At 70.4% G+C, this 15508-nt stretch carries 14 protein-coding genes and 1 riboswitch; of the genes, 9 read left to right on the top strand and 5 right to left on the bottom strand.

Annotated features, from left to right (window positions below; translation table 11 throughout):
• Window positions 1-54 precede the first annotated feature (54 nt).
• The 8 genes from IG74_RS0128905 to IG74_RS0128870 all read left to right on the top strand — a co-directional run bounded on the left by IG74_RS0128905 (window position 55) and on the right by IG74_RS0128870 (window position 9464).
• A complete protein-coding gene (locus tag IG74_RS0128905) occupies window positions 55-2196 on the top strand; it encodes a carbon starvation CstA family protein (protein WP_030683348.1) in 2142 nt (713 codons plus the stop codon).
• Window positions 2193-2393: a YbdD/YjiX family protein gene (locus IG74_RS0128900; RefSeq protein WP_030683345.1), complete on the top strand. Its 201-nt coding sequence runs from the start codon at window positions 2193-2195 to the stop codon at window positions 2391-2393. The genes IG74_RS0128905 and IG74_RS0128900 overlap by 4 nt, the downstream gene beginning before the upstream one ends.
• A 121-nt stretch (window positions 2394-2514) precedes the next feature.
• Entirely contained in the window at window positions 2515-2802 is a 288-nt protein-coding gene (locus IG74_RS0128895; protein ID WP_078869111.1) for a DUF3311 domain-containing protein, read from the top strand.
• Window positions 2799-4421, top strand: a complete 1623-nt coding sequence (gene mctP / locus IG74_RS0128890; RefSeq protein WP_030683342.1) for a monocarboxylate uptake permease MctP — start codon at window positions 2799-2801, stop codon at window positions 4419-4421. Before IG74_RS0128895 ends, mctP begins: the two co-directional genes overlap by 4 nt.
• A 69-nt stretch (window positions 4422-4490) precedes the next feature.
• The gene (locus IG74_RS0128885; protein ID WP_051855592.1) at window positions 4491-5126 is read left to right on the top strand and encodes a hypothetical protein; all 636 of its coding nucleotides are present in this window, start codon (window positions 4491-4493) and stop codon (window positions 5124-5126) included.
• A 37-nt stretch (window positions 5127-5163) separates the two neighbouring features.
• Window positions 5164-5661, top strand: coding sequence for a GNAT family N-acetyltransferase (locus IG74_RS0128880; RefSeq protein ID WP_030683337.1), 498 nt, complete (start codon window positions 5164-5166; stop codon window positions 5659-5661).
• Window positions 5662-5731: 70 nt separating this feature from the next.
• Window positions 5732-5872, top strand: a riboswitch (cobalamin riboswitch).
• Window positions 5873-6003: 131 nt separating this feature from the next.
• Window positions 6004-8424 (top strand): ribonucleoside-diphosphate reductase subunit alpha, encoded by a 2421-nt coding sequence (locus IG74_RS0128875; protein WP_030683336.1) that lies wholly within the window; start codon window positions 6004-6006, stop codon window positions 8422-8424.
• Entirely contained in the window at window positions 8424-9464 is a 1041-nt protein-coding gene (locus tag IG74_RS0128870) for a ribonucleotide-diphosphate reductase subunit beta (protein ID WP_030683334.1), read from the top strand. The genes IG74_RS0128875 and IG74_RS0128870 overlap by 1 nt, the downstream gene beginning before the upstream one ends.
• Here the strand turns inward: IG74_RS0128870 and IG74_RS0128865 are convergent.
• Window positions 9377-9607, bottom strand: coding sequence for a hypothetical protein (locus IG74_RS0128865; protein ID WP_078869116.1), 231 nt, complete (start codon window positions 9605-9607; stop codon window positions 9377-9379). The genes IG74_RS0128870 and IG74_RS0128865 overlap by 88 nt on opposite strands.
• Before the next feature lie 93 nt (window positions 9608-9700).
• On the opposite strand from IG74_RS0128865, the gene IG74_RS0128860 reads away from it, so the two are divergent.
• Window positions 9701-10672 (top strand): GlxA family transcriptional regulator, encoded by a 972-nt coding sequence (locus IG74_RS0128860; RefSeq protein ID WP_030683330.1) that lies wholly within the window; start codon window positions 9701-9703, stop codon window positions 10670-10672.
• Between the two features lie 52 nt (window positions 10673-10724).
• Here IG74_RS0128860 and IG74_RS0128855 read toward each other — a convergent pair whose 3' ends face one another.
• The 4 genes from IG74_RS0128855 to IG74_RS0128840 all read right to left on the bottom strand — a co-directional run bounded on the left by IG74_RS0128855 (window position 10725) and on the right by IG74_RS0128840 (window position 15355).
• Window positions 10725-12104 (bottom strand): cytochrome P450, encoded by a 1380-nt coding sequence (locus IG74_RS0128855; protein WP_030683328.1) that lies wholly within the window; start codon window positions 12102-12104, stop codon window positions 10725-10727.
• Window positions 12101-13213: a terpene synthase family protein gene (locus IG74_RS0128850; protein WP_051855589.1), complete on the bottom strand. Its 1113-nt coding sequence runs from the start codon at window positions 13211-13213 to the stop codon at window positions 12101-12103. Before IG74_RS0128850 ends, IG74_RS0128855 begins: the two co-directional genes overlap by 4 nt.
• Before the next feature lie 427 nt (window positions 13214-13640).
• Entirely contained in the window at window positions 13641-14291 is a 651-nt protein-coding gene (def, locus tag IG74_RS0128845; protein WP_030683326.1) for a peptide deformylase, read from the bottom strand.
• A gap of 83 nt (window positions 14292-14374) precedes the next feature.
• Window positions 14375-15355, bottom strand: coding sequence for a tetratricopeptide repeat protein (locus tag IG74_RS0128840; RefSeq protein ID WP_030683325.1), 981 nt, complete (start codon window positions 15353-15355; stop codon window positions 14375-14377).
• Between the last annotated feature and the right edge of the window lie 153 nt (window positions 15356-15508).

Here is a 15508-nt window from a genome sequence, read left to right as displayed (position 1 = left end):
TTCCTGCCCTACCGTCCTCCCGTCACCGCAGACACGCGACCGGGAGGACGGCCCGTGCGCACAGCCACCCCCAAGACCATCGCCCTCTGGAGCCTCGTCGCGCTGGTCGGCGCCGCGGGCTGGACCGTGCTCGCGCTCTCCCGGGACGAGGAGGTGTCCGCCGCCTGGATGGTGGCCGCCGCCCTCGGCTCGTACGCCATCGCCTACCGCTTCTACGCGAAGTTCATCGCGTACAAGGTCCTGCGCGTCGACAAGCGCAGGGCCACGCCCGCCGAGCGGCTCGACAACGGCATCGACTACCACCCGACCGACCGGCGCGTCCTGCTCGGCCACCACTTCGCGGCGATCGCGGGCGCCGGACCCCTCGTCGGACCGGTGCTCGCCGCCCAGATGGGGTACTTGCCCGGCACCATCTGGATCATCGCGGGAGTGATCTTCGCGGGGGCCGTGCAGGACATGGTGGTCCTGTTCTTCTCCACCCGCCGCGACGGCAAGTCGCTCGGCCAGATGGCGCGGGACGAGATCGGCCCGTTCGGCGGCGCCGCCGCCCTGCTCGCCACCTTCGCCATCATGATCATCCTGCTCGGGGTGCTCGCCCTGGTGATCGTGAACGCCCTCGCCGAGTCGCCCTGGGGCACCTTCTCCATCGCGATGACGATCCCGATCGCCCTGTTCATGGGCTTCTACCTGCGCGTCCTGCGCCCCGGCCGGGTCAGCGAGGTCTCGCTCATCGGCATCGCACTGCTGCTGCTCGCCCTGGTCGCGGGCCGCTGGGTGGCGGAGTCCTCGTGGGCGGAGGCCTTCACGCTCGCGCCGTCGACGCTGGTCATCTGGCTGGTGGCGTACGGCTTCATCGCGTCGATCCTGCCGGTGTGGATGCTGCTCGCGCCGCGCGACTACCTGTCCACGTTCATGAAGATCGGCACGATCGTGCTGCTCGCGCTCGGCGTGGTCGTCACCCTGCCGACGCTCAGGATGGACCCGGTCACCGACTTCGCCTCGCGCGGCGACGGACCGGTCTTCGCGGGCTCGCTCTTCCCGTTCGTGTTCATCACGATCGCGTGCGGCGCGCTCTCCGGCTTCCACGCCCTGATCTCCTCCGGTACGACGCCGAAGATGATCCAGAAGGAGACCCAGGTCCGGATGATCGGCTACGGCTCCATGCTGATGGAGTCGTCCGTGGCGGTGATGGCCCTGATCGCGGCGAGCATCATCGACCCGGGCCTGTACTTCGCGATGAACGCGCCCGCGGGCGTGGTCGGCGACACCGTCCAGGAGGCGTCACGGGCGGTCGCGAACTTCGGGTACACCATCTCCCCCGAGGACCTGGCGCGGGCCGCCGCGGACGTCGAGGAGAGCTCGCTGCTCTCGCGCACGGGCGGCGCCCCCACCCTCGCGATCGGCGTCTCGGAGATCTTCTCCAAGGTCACCGGGGACTCGCTGCGGGCCTTCTGGTACCACTTCGCGATCATGTTTGAGGCGCTGTTCATCCTCACCGCGCTCGACGCGGGCACGCGCGTGGGCCGGTTCATGCTCCAGGACATGCTGGGCAACGTCTACAAGCCCTTCAAGAACGTGAGTTGGAAGCCGGGCCTGGTGCTGACCAGCGCGGCCGTGACCGGCCTGTGGGGCTACTTCCTCTGGGTCGGCGTGCACGAGCCGCTCGGCGGCATCAACCAGCTCTTCCCGATCTTCGGCATCGCCAACCAGCTGCTCGCCGCCGTCGCCCTCGCCGTGTGCACCACGCTCCTGGTGAAGTCCGGACGGCTCAAGTGGGCCTGGATCACCGGGGTTCCGCTGGTCTGGGACGCGACGGTGACGCTCACGGCGAGCTGGCAGAAGGTGTTCTCCAGCGACCCGCGCGTGGGCTTCTTCAAGCAGCGCTCCGTCTACCAGGACGCCATCGACGACGGCAAGGTCCTGCCGCCCGCCAAGACCATGGACGACATGCACACCGTGGTCACCAACTCCACGGTGGACGGGGTGCTTTCGGCGGCCCTCGCGATCCTCGTCGTGATCGTGCTCCTGGACGCGGCCCGCGTCTGCGTCCGGCACGTCCGCGACCCGCTGTCCTCGCGCCTGAGCGAGACGCCGTTCGTGGAGTCGAGGACCGTCGCGCCCGCCGGGCTCGTCGCCACGAAGGAGGAGAAGGCGGAACTCGCGGCCTACGAGCGCGCCGAGGCGGGCTCGTCGTGACCGGGCCGCTGCGCCGCGCGCTGCGCGCCGTCCGTTGGTACGTACGGGAGTTGACGGACGAGTCCGCGTACGAGCGGTACGTGGCGCACGTCCGCAAGGAGCATCCGGCCGCGGCCGTGCCGACCCGGCGGGCGTTCGAGCGTATGCGGACGGACCGCCAGGAGTCGGACCCGCGGCAGGGGTTCCGCTGCTGCTGAGGAGCCCTTTCGGCCCTTCTGTGGCTCGTCCGTTATACGGACAGGGGTTCCGTAGCCCGAGACCGTCGCTTAGATTTCCCGCACGTTAAACACGGGATAAGTGAGCGAACGGAGCCGCGGTATGCCAGATGTGCCTGAAGTGCCGGTTGCGCCTGAAGTGAGACAGCCGGTGGTCACGCCGGTCCGTGTGGTCATCGCCCTCTGTCTCGTGGCGCCCTTCGTGGCCATGCTCTGGGTGAGCTCCTACGCGAAGGCCGACCCGGCCTTCATCGGCATCCCGTTCTTCTACTGGTACCAGATGCTGTGGGTGCTGATCTCGACCGCGCTCACGATGATCGCCTACCAGCTGTGGCAGCGTGACCAGCGCGGCCGCGCGGCCGCCCGCGCCCAGGGGGGTGCGCGGTCATGAACGACGGCGTGAACGGCGTCGCACTCGCCGTCTTCATCTTCTTCTTCCTCGCGGTGACGGTCATGGGCTTCCTGGCCTCCCGCTGGCGCCGGGCCGAGAACGAGCAGAGCCTCGACGAATGGGGCCTCGGCGGCCGGTCGTTCGGCACCTGGGTGACCTGGTTCCTGCTCGGCGGCGACCTCTACACGGCGTACACCTTCGTGGCCGTGCCCGCGGCGATCTACGCGGCGGGCGCCGCCGGGTTCTTCGCGGTGCCGTACACCATCCTCGTCTATCCGCTGATCTTCACCTTCCTGCCGCGCCTGTGGTCGGTGTCGCACAAGCACGGCTACGTCACCACCTCCGACTTCGTGCGCGGGCGCTTCGGCTCCAAGGGGCTCTCGCTCGCGGTGGCCGTCACCGGCATCCTCGCCACGATGCCGTACATCGCGCTCCAACTCGTCGGCATCCAGGCCGTGCTCGACGTGATGGGCGTCGGCGGCGGCGAGGACACCAACTGGTTCGTCAAGGACCTGCCGCTGCTCATCGCCTTCGGCGTGCTCGCCGCGTACACCTACTCCTCGGGCCTCAGGGCCCCGGCCCTGATCGCGTTCGTGAAGGACACCCTGATCTACATCGTGATCGCGGTGGCCATCATCTACATCCCCATCAAGCTGGGCGGGTTCGACGAGATCTTCCAGGCGGCGAACGAGAAGTTCTCGGCGACGAACGAGGCGACCGGCAAGCCCGTCGGCGCGCTCGTGCCCGGCGACGCGGGCACCTGGACGTACGCGACCCTGGCCCTCGGCTCGGCGCTCGCCCTGTTCATGTACCCCCACTCGATCACCGCGACGCTGTCCTCGCGCAGCCGTGACGTGATCCGCCGCAACACCACGATCCTGCCGCTGTACTCGCTGATGCTGGGCCTGCTCGCGCTGCTCGGCTTCATGGCGATCGCGGCCGGGGTGAAGGTCGAGAACGGACAGCTGGCGATTCCGCAGCTGTTCGAGGACATGTTCCCCGACTGGTTCACCGGCGTCGCGTTCGCGGCGATCGGCATCGGCGCGCTCGTGCCCGCCGCCATCATGTCCATCGCGGCCGCGAACCTCTTCACGCGCAACATCTACAAGGACTTCCTGAAGCCCGACGCGACGCCCGAGCAGGAGACCAAGGTCTCCAAGCTGGTCTCACTCCTGGTGAAGGTGGGCGCCCTCGCCTTCGTGCTCACCATGGACAAGACGGTCGCCATCAACTTCCAGCTGCTGGGCGGCATCTGGATCCTGCAGACCATGCCCGCGCTCGTCGGCGGCCTGTTCACCCGGTGGTTCCACCGGTGGGCGCTGCTCGCCGGCTGGGCGGTCGGCATGGTCTACGGGACGGTGGCCGCGTACGGCGTCGCCTCGCCGACGCAAGCGCACTTCGGCGGCTCCTCCAAGGAGATCCCCGGCATCGGCGAGATCGGCTACATCGGCCTGACGGCGTTCGTCCTGAACGTGGTCGTGACGGTCGTCCTCACCTTCGTCCTGAAGGCGCTCAAGGCCCCCGAGGGCGTCGACGAGACCTCCCCCGAGGACTACACGGCGGACGCCGGCGACAAGGGCGTGGCCACCGAACTGCCCAAGGTGGGGGCGGGCCACTGAACCAGGGCGGTACGCACGGACGGGGCCGGGGCACGGGCCGGCGGCGGGCGCATGCGAAAGGATGTACGCATGAGACGTTCCCGCCGCCTCCTCCCAGCTCTGCTCCTCGCCCCGCTCGCCCTCACCGGCTGCGGCTCGGACAGCCTCGACAGCGCGGCGCCGCCGGACCGCTCCGAGCTCAAGGCGCGCGCCGAGGCGGCGCAGACCGTCGTGGAGCACGTGTACGTGACGCAGGCCGACGGCTTCGAACTCGCCCGGCAGTCGGTGGGCGTGATCGGTGACTACGGCTTCCAGTCCACGTACGTGCGGGACAAGGGCGGCGCGCAGCTGACCCTCTCCGTCGACCGGGGCACCGTCACCGACAAGAACTGCCGCACGGTCCCGCCCGCCGCCGAGAGCTGCGAGAAGGACGGCAAGGGCTGGTACCGCGTCACGGGCTCCCGGCACGAGTACGTCCGCTCGGAGAACGGGCTGCGCGTCCAGCTCGCCGCCGACCGCGGCGCGGTGGACCGCGCCGTGCTGCGCGCCGCCGCCGAGGACGCCCACCCCGCCGACGACCGCGAGCTGGACGCCACCCTGCCCGAGCCCGCCGACCCCGGAGGCCCGGCCGCGGACGGCGGCGGGACGGGCCTTCCTCCGGACCGCGGCGACCTTCCCCCGGACGGGGACGGCGCCCCGCAGGACCCGCCGGGCGCGAGCGGCTGACCGGCCGGCGCGGGGGCTCTCGGGCACACTGCCGCGCATGGACATAGTCATCAGGCGGGCCCGGCCCGCCGAGTACGCGGCTCTCGGCGACCTCACCGTCGAGGCGTATCTGCGCGACGGGTTCCTGGCGTTCGGCGCCGAGGACGGCGGCTACCGGGACCACCTGCGCGACGTCGCGGGGCGGGCCGACGCGGCCGAGGTGCTCGTCGCGGTGGCGGGCGAGCAACTGCTCGGGGGCGTGACGTTCGTGCCCTCGGCCGGGCCCATGACGGACATCGCGCGCGCGGACGAGGCGGAGGTCCGGATGCTCGCCGTCGCGCGCGCGGCGCGCGGACGGGGTGCGGGCGAGGCCCTGGTGCGCGCCTGCGTCGAGCGGGCCAGGGCCGCGGAGCGCGCCGCGGTCGTCCTGTCCACGCAGCCGACGATGCGCGCGGCACAGCGGCTCTACGAGCGGCTCGGCTTCGTCCGCGCCCCGCGCCGGGACTGGGAACCGGTCCCCGGTCTGACCCTTCTCTCCTACGAGTTGACGCTCTGACGGGCACACGAGCGACCACACCCCGTGAGGAACCGGTCACCTCCGACACAACATCTAGGGGTGCCACCGAAACCCAGCACAAGATGTATGCTCGTCCTCGCTGTCGTCGCAGGGGAATCCGGTGCAAGTCCGGAACTGTCCCGCAACGGTGTACGTGTGCGCATTTGCGTACCCGCAAGTCCGAGGACCTGCCGACAGCACGCCCGTGCCGCCCGGTCCGGGCGCAGACGTCCGGGCCTCGTGGAATGGGCTGGTGGACGGCGTGCGTACCGCTGCCCGCGGTCGCTCCCGTGTGCCCTCGCCCCCCCTCGAAGCCCAGAGCCGAGCGAGGGAGAGCACCACGTGACCATCGCGCCCGCCGAGCCCGCGTCAGCGCAGGCCGAAGCCGGTCAGCAGCACGCCGAGCAGTCCGCGTCGTCCGCCGACGGCCCCGGAACCGCCCTGCTGCGCACCCTGACCGACCTCACCGCCGACCTCCCCGACGCCGACCCCGGTCGCGTCGCCGCGGCTGCCCTGCGCGGCCGCTCGGCGAAGGCCGACGAGGCCGAGTTGCGGGAGCTCGCCACCGAGGCGGCCGCCGGGCTCATCTCCGAGGACCCCGCGTACTCCCTGCTCGCCGCCCGGCTCCTGTCCATCGGCATCCGCGAGGAGGCCGCGTCGCAGGGCGTCACGTCGTTCTCCGGATCCGTCGCGGTCGGCCACCGCGAGGGCCTGATCGCCGACCGCACCGCCGCGTTCACGGAGCTGCACGGCGCCCGTCTGGACGGGCTCGTGGAGGCCGCGCTCGCCGACGGCGCCGACCGCCGCTTCGGCTACTTCGGCCTGCGCACGCTGCACAGCCGCTACCTGCTGCGCCACCCGATCACCCGCAAGGTCATCGAGACGCCGCAGCACTTCATGCTGCGCGTGGCCACCGGTCTCGCCGAGGACGAATCCGAGCGCGCGCTCGACGAGGTCGCCGCCCTGTACCGCCTGATGAGCCGTCTGGACTACCTGCCGTCCTCGCCGACGCTCTTCAATTCCGGCACCCGGCACCCGCAGATGTCGAGCTGCTACCTGCTCGACTCGCCGCTCGACGAGCTGGACTCGATCTACGACCGCTACCACCAGGTGGCGCGCCTGTCGAAGCACGCCGGCGGCATCGGCCTCTCGTACTCCCGCATCCGCTCGCGCGGTTCGCTGATCCGCGGCACGAACGGCCACTCCAACGGCATCGTGCCGTTCCTGAAGACGCTGGACGCCTCCGTCGCCGCCGTGAACCAGGGCGGCCGCCGCAAGGGCGCCGCCGCCGTCTACCTGGAGACCTGGCACTCCGACATCGAGGAGTTCCTGGAGCTGCGCGACAACACGGGCGAGGACGCCCGGCGCACCCACAACCTGAACCTGGCGCACTGGATCCCGGACGAGTTCATGCGCCGGGTCGCCGCCGACCAGGAGTGGTCGCTGTTCTCGCCCGCCGACGTGCCCGAGCTCGTCGACCTGTGGGGCGACGAGTTCGACGCGGCCTACCGCGCGGCGGAGGCCAAGGGCCTGGCCCGCAAGACCATGCCCGCCCGTGACCTGTACGGCCGCATGATGCGCACCCTGGCGCAGACCGGCAACGGCTGGATGACCTTCAAGGACGCCTCCAACCGCACGGCCAACCAGACCGCCGAGCCCGGCCACACCGTGCACTCCTCCAACCTGTGCACGGAGATCCTCGAAGTCACCGACGACGGCGAGACGGCCGTGTGCAACCTCGGCTCGGTGAACCTCGGCGCCTTCGTGGCCGACGGGGACATCGACTGGGAGCGCCTCGACGCCACCGTCCGCACCGCCGTGACGTTCCTCGACCGCGTCGTGGACATCAACTTCTACCCGACCGAGCAGGCCGGGCGCTCCAACGCCAAGTGGCGCCCGGTGGGCCTCGGCGCCATGGGTCTGCAGGACGTCTTCTTCCAGCTGCGGCTGCCCTTCGACTCCCCCGAGGCCAAGGCGCTGTCCACGAAGATCGCCGAGCGGATCATGCTCGCCGCCTACGAGGCCTCCGCGGACCTCGCCGAGCGCCACGGCCCGCTGCCCGCCTGGGAGAAGACCCGCACCGCGCGCGGCGTCCTGCACCCCGACCACTACGAGCACACCGCGGCCGAGCGCGCCTGGCCCGAGCGCTGGGAGGCGCTGCGGGAGCGCATCGGCAAGGTCGGCATGCGCAACTCGCTGCTCCTGGCCATCGCCCCGACCGCCACCATCGCGTCCATCGCGGGCGTCTACGAGTGCATCGAACCGCAGGTCTCCAACCTCTTCAAGCGCGAGACCCTGTCCGGCGAGTTCCTCCAGGTGAACTCCTACCTGGTGCAGGACCTCAAGAAGCTCGGCGTCTGGGACGCGCAGACCCGTGAGGCGCTGCGCGAGTCCAACGGCTCGGTGCAGGGCTTCACCTGGGTGCCCGCGGACGTGCGGAACCTGTACCGCACGGCCTGGGAGATCCCGCAGCGCGGCCTGATCGACATGGCCGCGGCGCGCACCCCGTACCTCGACCAGTCGCAGTCCCTGAACCTGTTCCTGGAGACGCCGACCATCGGCAAGCTCTCCTCGATGTACGCCTACGCCTGGCAGCAGGGCCTCAAGACCACGTACTACCTGCGCTCGCGCCCCGCGACGCGCATCGCCCGCGCCGCCGGTGGCTCCGCCGCCGCGGCCGCCCCCGTCCCCCAGCAGGTGACCGACCCCGAGGCGATCGCCTGCTCCCTGGAAAACCCCGAGTCCTGCGAGGCCTGCCAGTAATGTCCCAGTCGGAACTGCACACCACCACGACGACGGGCGAGAAGAACCTGCTCGACCCGGGCTTCGAGCTGACGCTCCGCCCGATGCGCTACCCGGACTTCTACGAGCGCTACCGCGACGCGATCAAGAACACCTGGACCGTGGAGGAGGTCGACCTCCACTCGGACGTGGCCGACCTGGCCAAGCTCACGCCCGAGGAGCAGCACCTGATCGGCCGCCTGGTCGCGTTCTTCGCGACCGGCGACTCGATCGTGGCGAACAACCTCGTGCTCACGCTGTACAAGCACATCAACTCCCCCGAGGCACGGCTCTACCTGAGCCGTCAGCTGTTCGAGGAGGCCGTGCACGTCCAGTTCTATCTGACGCTGCTCGACACCTACCTGCCGGACCCGGAGGACCGCGCCGCCGCCTTCGCGGCCGTGGAGAACATCCCCTCCATCCGCGAGAAGGCCGAGTTCTGCTTCAAGTGGATGGACTCGGTGGAGAAGCTGGACCGCCTGGAGTCCCAGGCCGACCGGCGCCGCTTCCTGCTGAACCTGATCTGCTTCGCGGCGTGCATCGAGGGCCTGTTCTTCTACGGCGCCTTCGCCTACGTCTACTGGCTGCGCAGCCGCGGTCTGCTGCACGGCCTCGCGACCGGCACCAACTGGGTGTTCCGCGACGAGACGATGCACATGTCCTTCGCCTTCGAGGTCGTGGACACCGTCCGCAAGGAGGAGCCCGAGCTCTTCGACGACGCGCTGCAGCAGCAGGTCACGGACATGCTGAAGGAGGCGGTCGACGCCGAGCTGCAGTTCGCGCGCGACCTGTGCGGTGAGGGCCTGCCCGGCATGAACACCGAGTCGATGCGCGAGTACCTGGAGTGCGTCGCCGACCAGCGCCTGGCGCGCCTCGGCTTCGCCCCGGTGTACGGCTCCGAGAACCCGTTCTCGTTCATGGAGCTGCAGGGCGTTCAGGAGCTGACCAACTTCTTCGAGCGGCGCCCGTCCGCGTACCAGGTCGCCGTGGAGGGCTCGGTCTCCTTCGACGACGAGTTCTGATCCTGCGGTCCGGGCCCGTGCTCGGCCTCCCGCAGCTGCCGGTCGATCCGGCGGTCGTGGGCGTGGCCGATCAGTGACGGCAGGGCCATGAGCAGGAAGACTCCGAGGACGGCCAGCGTGTCGAGTGCGTCGTGTGCGTTCATGACGACCACTCTCGCGCCGGCCGTCCTTCGGCGTGAGTGGCAGGACTGTCGCACAGCCTCGATTTCCTGCCAGCGGCAGGGCACACTGTCCCCATGTTGAGGAACGTGGCCGCCGTCGCGCTGGACGGCGTGCATCCCTTCGAACTCGGCGTGGTGTCCGAGGTGTTCGGACTCGACCGCAGCGACGAGGGTCTTCCGGTGTACGACTTCGCGCTCGTCTCGGCCGAGGGCCCGACGCTCTCCACCCACGCCGGCTTCACCATCTCCACGCCGTACGGCCTCGACCGGCTCGAAGAGGCCGACCTCATCACCGTCCCGGCGGGCGACTCCTATGTGACGCGGGACTTCCCGCCCGTGCTGCTCGACGCGCTGCGCCGCGCCGCCGACCGCGGCACCCGGGTGCTCAGCGTCTGCACCGGCGCCTTCGTGCTCGCGGCGGCCGGTCTCCTGGACGGGCGGCGCTGCGCGGTGCACTGGCGCCACGCCGAGGAGCTGGTCCGCCGCTACCCGCGCGCCGTCGTCGAGCCGGACGTGCTGTACGTCGACGAGGACCCGGTGATCACCTCCGCGGGCACCGCAGCGGGCATCGACGCGGCGCTGCACCTGGTCCGCAGGGAGAACGGCGCGGAGGTCGCCAACGCCATCGCCCGCCGGATGGTCGTGCCGCCGCACCGCGACGGCGGCCAGGCCCAGTACATCGAGCGCCCGCTGCCGCGCACCCGCTGCGACACCGTCGGCGAGGTCCTGGCGTGGATGGAGCGCCACCTCGACCAGGAGCTGACCGTGGACCAGCTCGCCGCCCGCGCCCACATGTCGCCGCGCACCTTCGCCCGCCGCTTCCAGCAGGAGACCGGCACCACCCCCTACCGCTGGCTGCTGCGCCAACGCCTGCTGCGCGCCCAGGAGTTGCTGGAGGCCACGGACCAGACCGTGGACGCGATCGCGTGGCGCTCCGGCTTCGCGAACGCGGCCGCGCTGCGCCATCAGTTCGTCCGCGTGCTCGGGACGACGCCGAACGCCTACCGGCGTACGTTCCGCGGGCCCGGGGCCGAGCCGGCGGCCTGACGCGCGCACCCGCACCGGCCCGGAGGCGGTGCGGGCACGCGGCGTGCCGGTGTCAGCGCGCCGTGGCGCGCAGCACCAGATCCCGCGGATGCAGCGTGATGCCGACCTTCGTGCGCGGGTCGGTCCGCGCCACCGGGGCCAGTCGCCACCGGGGGACGATCGTGGCCAGGATGAGGGTGAGTTCCGCCAGGCTGAAGTGATCGCCCGGGCACTTACGGTTGCCCACGCTGAAGGGCATCATGGCGAACTCCGGTACGCTCGCCGCGCGTTCCGGATTCCACCGGTCCGGGTCGAACTCCAGATGCCGCTCGAAGGAACGCGGATCGCGCTGCATCGCGTACACGCTGTACACGATGTCCGCGTCGGCCGGAATGCGATAGCCGCCGAGGGTGGTCTCGGCCACGGACCGCCGCGTGAAAATCCAGGCGGCCGGTCGTATACGCATCGCCTCCGTGACGACATTGCGCGTGTGCCGCAGCTCGCCGAGATCGGCGAAGGCGACCGGACGCCCTCGCGTCACGGAATTTACCTCTTCAACCAACCGCCTTTCGTGCTCCGGGTGTTCGGTGAGCAGATGGAAGGTCCATGCCAGTGTCGAGGCGACATTCTCGGCGCCCGCCACGACGAGCGAGACGACGTGGTCATGGATCTCCTGGTCCGTCAGCGGCTGCCCCGATTCGTCGCGGGCGGCGAGCAATACGGCCAGCAAGTCCTCTTCCGTGCCGTTTCCGCACCGGCGGCGTTCGGCAATGATCTCGTCGACGAGCGCGTGCAGATCGGCGAGCGCACGCTCGAAGCGCCGGTTGGCGGGCGTCGGTACGCGGTAGAGCGGTCCGACGGAAAGCACCATGCGGCGGTACAGGCCCTCGAAGACGGTGTGCAGCGAGTCGCTGAGACGGTCCGCCTTCTCGCCGATCGAGTCGACTTCGAGGAGCGAGCGGGAGACGACGCGCACGGCGGTGCGGAACATCTCCGCGCTCACGTCCACCGTGTCGCCGTCACTCCAGCGGGCCGCCGTCGCCTGGGCCTCCTCCGCCATCACGCGCGCGTATCCGGCGATGCGCTCGGGCCGGAACGCGGGCTGCATCATGCGCCGCTGGCGCCGGTGCAGCGGGCCGTTGCTGGTCGCCACGCCCTTGCCGAGCAGCACCTCCAGGGTGTCCCAGAGCGGCCCCCCGACGACGTACTCCGGGCTCTTGAGCAGCGCGCCCACGAGCTGTGGCGCGCACACCGCGTATGCCGTTTTGGGCCCTAGCCGGATCCGGACGAGATCCCCGTGATCACGCAGGTCCGCCAGGAAGCCGAGCGGATCGCGCACCAGGTTCCAGGCGTGGCCGAGAAGTGGCGCTCCACCGGAGACCAGTGGCGGCGTATTCAGCCGCTGGGAACCGGCCGGTGCGGGTATGGCGGACGCTGCGGATTCAACGGTCATTCCTGGCCTCCTGTCAGTTCGGGGCCTTGCAATTCACATTCCGGGAACTCGGGTCCCGGAGTGTCGGACACGTACGGGGGCAAGGATCGATCGTCCCAGTTGTCGACGCGGTATCTGCCGGATTCGTGGTGGAACCAGTAGACGGAACTGAACCAGTTCCGCATATTGAAGACGCACGATTGCAGTGCGGCACTCGCCTTCCGGCCCGCCGCGCTGCCGTCGATCAATTCATCCGCCAAACTGAGGACTTCCGGTTCCACCGCGAGAAAATCACTTACACAGTCACTGACGCGCCGGTGCACTTCCGCCACCGCCTGCTGCAGGGAAAGACCTTCGTGGTGGATGAGGGAAATTCCGAGGTTGTGCACCTCGTCCCCTGCCAATTCCTTCGGCAGTGAGCAGAGGTCGTTGTACCAGGCGGAGAAATCCTGGGTCGCGAGTGCCGCCGCGCGATAGGCGGGATGTTTCCGTACCGCGTCCGGCAGCTCCTGGCGCGCGGTGGGTTCGAGCAGGTCGATCCAGACCCAGTGCGCGAAGGTGAGCCGGCGCAGCTCGACGTACGCCTCGACGCTCGGCACGGTCCCGGTGCGGCGGTTGCCGAACTCGTGGTCGTAGGCGTCGATCACCGGGTGGAAGTGCCGGGCGAAGCGCCCGTTCCACCGCGGTCCGAGGTGCGCGTACAGCCTCAGGACGCAGTCTGCGAAGCCCGCGACCAGGGGGTCCTCGTGGTGCAGCTGCGCACGCGGGTCCTGAAGTGTCTCGTGTAGCCCGGCGCACAGGCGCCGCCAGCCCGTGGCCCTGCCGTGCACCGCGTCCCGGTCGTGCCGGTCGTCCCAGCCGAAGAACCAGGAGCTGAGGTCCGCGATGGCGGCGAGCAGCTCGTCGGGGGCACCGATGTAGTACCCAGCCACCAGGTCCGTGTAGCACAGGCTGTCGGCATATGCCGCGACCTTGTCCGGCGGCATGAGGCGCTTTTCCAGGAGCCATGCCCTGGACTTCTCCTGAAGCTTTGGCCAATACGGATGCAGATGCCGGGGAAACTCCGACTCCACCACCGGAAGGGCCAGTGCGGGCGGCACCGATACCGCCTGTCGAACTGGTGAGTGCATCGACTCGGACGGCTTCCGCCGTTGCCTCGGGACGCGTTCCGCCGCATATGCCGGAACCCGTGCCGGGGCACGTGTCGCCCAGTCCGACTGTGAAGTGCTGTGTGAGGAAGCAGGCACGAACAAACCCCTCTCGACCGCGCTGAGGCCCACGCCCCTCTTGCCGTGCCGGGCGCGCGCCGTTGCGTATCCCCGCGCTTTCCATTCAGCACCACAACTGACCGTTCAGGGAACACATTTGCGCCATTCACTACCCCAGCGTGCCGAGAACATCCCCTTACGTGACTGAATCTGGATCACGGGCGGCTGATCGTGGGCTAGTCCTGTCCGGTTCTGAGCGGGTACGCCAACGGCCCCTGGTCAGTGGGGTGTTCCCGACCAGGGGCCGCTGTCGTCACGCGCCTACCGTGCGCCTCAGTTGTGGCGCAGTTCAGTCATTCGGCACCACGGGGTAGCGCGGCGTGCCCTCCGCCATCTGCCGCAGCGCGTCCTTGCGCTCCCGCTTGGAGAGGCGGTCGATGTACAGATAGCCGTACAGGTGGTCCGTCTCGTGCTGGAGGCAGCGGGCGAAGTAGCCCGTGCCGCGCACCTTGATGGGGTTGCCCTTCTCGTCCTGACCGGTCACGACCGCGTAGTCCGGGCGGGCGAGCGGCGCGTACGCCGTCGGCACGGACAGGCAGCCCTCGCCCGAGTCGTCCAGGCTCCGCCGGTCCGCGGGCAGGTCCTGCAGGACCGGGTTGCAGACGACGCCCACGTGCCGCACGCCCTCGTCGTCCATGCAGTCGTACACGAACACCTTCAGGTCGACGCCGACCTGGTTCGCGGCGACGCCGACGCCCTGCGCGACGCGCTGGCTCGCGAACATGTCGTCGATCAGCTTCGCGAGCTCGTCGTCGAAGGCGGTGACGTCCTTGCACTCCTTGTGCAGCACCGGGTTGCCAACGACCGTGATGGGCCGGGACGTGCCGCGCTCGCGGTAGGCCGTCTCCCGCGCCTCGCAGTCCTCCGTGTCGATCACGAAGCCCTCGTCGTCGACCGGGAGCACCCCGTCCGCGTAACTCTGCTCAGTGTCCTGCGCCATGTCCGCCGTATGCCTTCTTCCTGGGTCGTGTACTGCCCGTACAGGGTACGGGCAGCGCCCCGCCGGAGCATCGGCCTCCGGGGCTAGCAGACCTCTTCGAGGTCCCGCCAGTCCCGGGAGTCCGGGCTGTCGGCCACCCAGCCGTCGAGGAGGCCCCGCACGAGCCCCGCGGGGGCGGCGATGCCGCACTCCCGCTCGGGGACCCACAGCGCTCCGGGGCTGCGGTGGCCGAGCGGCCCGGGGTGCCCCGGCTCGCTGTGGTCGTGCGGATCCAGGTGCTCCCCGTCGCCCTCGTCGCTGGGCATCCGCGACTCCGAGCACATCCGGCAGAGCAGCCGCACGGACGACGACCAGTCCTCGGCGGCGAAGCCGGCGTCGGCGGCGAGCTTCTCCAGGGCGTCCCGGTCCTCCTCGGTCGCGGCCTCCAGGAGGACGACCCAGGTGGGCACGGGCGACGGCGCCCACAGCTCGATCTCGTCGAAGACGGGGTACGCGTGCCCGGCGGCCGTGGTCCGCTCGCCGTGCGGCACGCCGTCGTGCAGGACGACCTCGCCCCAGCGCCGCCCGGAGGACGGCAGCGGAATGGACAGCACCTCCATGCGGGCCGGGTCCAGCCTGCGGCCCCAGACGACCTCCGCCTCGCCCTCGGGCGAGAGCCGCACGGCCGCGCTGCCCAGGTCCATCCCCGCGGGCTCCCCCGTCGCGGCGACGCCGCCGGGCACCTTGAGGCCGTACGCCTGCCAGGCCCTGCGCGCCAGCGGCCAGTCCTGCAGGGCGGTGGCCGCGATGCCCACGTTCCACCAGTCAGGGGCCCCCGCCGAGCGGTCGAGCAGCGCCACGGCCCGCAGGCCCGCGGCCCGCGCCTGCTCCCAGTCGTGCCGGAACTTGTGCAGGAGCGCGAGGTTGAACCAGGACTCCGACAGCCAGGGTTCGAGATCGGCGGCGCGCGTCAGGAGCGCGCCCGCGTCCTCGTAGCGACCGTCGCCGATGAGCGTGAACGCCCTGTCGGTGGCCTGCCGCCAGGAGGCGGAGGGCCGGTGCCGTCCCTTGCCGAAGATCCTCACGATTCCCGCCTGCCAGCTCTTGTCGGGATGTCCCCGCCGCCGCGCTGCCGCGCGGCCCCGCTTCTCTTTCGCATCCAACCACGTACGGTCGGACGGCCGCTCATTACCCATGGGTTACCCAGCGGGGCCCGAGGTCAGACGACCCGTCCCCGG

The sequence above is a fragment of the Streptomyces sp. NRRL B-1347 genome, assembly GCF_000720325.1.
Taxonomy (GTDB): domain Bacteria; phylum Actinomycetota; class Actinomycetes; order Streptomycetales; family Streptomycetaceae; genus Streptomyces.
This window is presented reverse-complemented; position numbering and strand designations above follow the sequence as displayed.